1 rRNA gene is annotated in these 2,744 nt (G+C 56.5%); it reads left to right on the plus strand.

Going from position 1 to position 2,744, the window contains the following annotated elements:
• Positions 1–4: 4 nt before the first annotated feature.
• Positions 5–2,744, plus strand: a 23S ribosomal RNA gene (locus ACYVI1_RS32655); the annotation flags it as partial.

Here is a 2,744-nt window from a genome sequence, read left to right on the forward strand (position 1 = left end):
GTGGTCACACGCAGCAAAAGGGCGACTGGGGAATGCCTATGGCTTCTGCTGGCGAGGAAGGACGTGGCAAGCGACGAAACGCTGTGGGGACCCGCTGGCAGGGGCTGATCCACAGGTGTCCGAATGGGGCAACCCACTATCTTGAAGAGATAGTATCATCCGTGAGGGTGAGGCAAACGCGGTGAACTGAAACATCTAAGTAGCCGCAGGAAGAGAAAACAACATGTGATACCCCAAGTAGTGGCGAGCGAACGGGGCAGAGCCCAAACCGTCTGCGTTACGGCGCAGGGGGGGTAGTAGGACCCGACAGCAAGCACACAAGCGAACGCGAAGCATCTGGGAAGGTGCACCACAGGGGGTGAGAGTCCCGTAGCGGTCAGGGCGTGAGTGGGTTGGGTATCCTGAGTAGGGGGGAACCGGAGAAATTCCCTCTGAATCAACCGGCACCATCCGGTAAGGCTAAATACATGCAGAAGACCGATAGTGAAGAGTACCGTGAGGGAAAGGTGAAAAGTACGGGGTGTACCCGGGTGAAATAGATCCTGAAACCAGTCGCCTACAAGCGGTCGGAGCCTCCAGCGGGGGGTGACGGCGTGCCTTTTGCATAATGAGCCTACGAGTAACCCTCACTGGCGAGGTTAAGTGCGTGAACGCACGAAGCCGAAGCGAAAGCGAGTCTGAACAGGGCGCAGGGCAGCGATGCCCGGAGTCAGTGGGGGTTGACGCGAAACTTGGTGATCTACCCCTGGCCAGGCTGAAGGAGTGGTAAAACACTGTGGAGGGCCGAACCGATAAGCGTTGAAAAGCTTCCGGATGAGCTGGGGGTAGGGGTGAAAGGCCAATCAAACTGAGAAATAGCTCGTACTCTCCGAAATGTTTTTAGGAACAGCGTTGCGTGTTACTGTGCCCGAGGTAGAGCCACCAACAGGATGCGGGGGAGTCACATCCTACCAACTTCTGATGAACTCCGAATGCGGGCAGAGGTGCGTGGCAGTGAGGGGCAGGGTGCTAAGGTCCTGCTCCGAGAGGGGAACAACCCAGACCATCCGCTAAGGTCCCCAAGTGAATGCTAAGTTGAACAAAGGCGGTCGGGCTGCTGAGACAGCCAGGAGGTTAGCTTGGAAGCAGCTATTCCTTTAAAGAGTGCGTAACAGCTCACTGGTCGAGCGGGGCCGGCGTCGATAATAAACGGGCATCAAGCATTTCACCGAAGCGATGGACCTGCTCGTTGAGAGCAGTGTGGTAGGAGAGCATTCTGACATCAGCGAAGCTGGGGCGTGAGCCATCCGGTGGAGAGGTCAGAAAAGCAAATGTAGGCATAAGTAACGAGAATGAGGATGCGAACTCCTCACACCGAAAAGCTAAGGTTTCCTCCGCGATGGCAGTCATCGGAGGGTTAGTCGGGGTCTAAGGGGCAGGCGAAGGCCGGGCCCTGAGGGGGAACAGGTTAATAGTCCTGTACTATCTGCACAGGGAGTGCGATGACGGAGTGCCAGAGAGGCTACGTCCTGACGGAATAGGGCGTTGAGGGGAGGCTTCGGCCGAGCCGAAGTGTTGACGGGGCTTCCAAGAAAAGTCGTAGTCCGTGCAGCGTGCAGATACCCGTACCGTAAACCGACACAGGTAGCTGGGATGAATAATCTAAGGTGCGCGAAAGAATCATGGTTAAGGAACTCGGCAAGATGACCCTGTAACTTCGGGATAAGGGGGGCCTACCCACGCAGGTGGGAGGCTGCAGAGAAGAGGCCCAGGCGACTGTTTACCAAAAACACAGGACTCTGCCAAAATTAACGTTGACGCATAGGGTCTGACACCTGCCCGGTGCTGGAAGGTTAAGGGGGGAGCTTAGTGGGGGTGACTCTGCGAAGGTTTGAACTGAAGCCCCAGTAAACGGCGGCCGTAACTATAACGGTCCTAAGGTAGCGAAATTCCTTGTCGGGTAAGTTCCGACCTGCACGAATGGTGTAACGATCTGGGCACTGTCTCAACCATGAGTTCGGTGAAATTGTAGTAGCGGTGAAGATGCCGCTTACCCGCCACGGGACGGAAAGACCCCGTGCACCTTTACTATAGCTTACCATTGAATGCCGGTCAGGCATGTGTAGGATAGGCGGGAGATTGCGAAGCGGTGTCGCCAGGCATCGTGGAATCAACCTTGAAATACCGCCCTTGGCTGACTGGTGTTCTCACTGGAGACAGGACCGTGGTTGGTGGGTAGTTTGACTGGGGTGGTCACCTCCGAAAGAGTAACGGAGGTTTCCCAAGGTCCGCTCATGCCGGACGGTAATCGGCAGGGGAGTGCAATAGCAGAAGCGGGCTTGACAGTGAGGCCGACGAGCCGATCTGGTGCGAAAGCAGGGTATAGTGATCCGGTGGTTCCGCATGGAAGGGCCATCGCTCAAAGGATAAAAGGTACGCCGGGGATAACAGGCTGATCTCCCCCAAGAGCTCACATCGACGGGGAGGTTTGGCACCTCGATGTCGGCTCGTCACATCCTGGGGCTGGAGAAGGTTCCAAGGGTTCGGCTGTTCGCCGATTAAAGTGGCACGCGAGCTGGGTTCAGAACGTCGTGAGACAGTTCGGTCCCTATCTGTGGTGGGCGTGGGAATACTGACGGGATCTGTCCTTAGTACGAGAGGACCGGGATGGACTCACCGCTGGCGTACCGGTTGTTTGGCCGCAGGCACGGCCGGGTAGCTACGTGGGGATCAGATAAGCGCTGAAAGCATCTAAGTGCGAAACT

The sequence above is a fragment of the Spirosoma areae genome, from assembly GCF_054781775.1.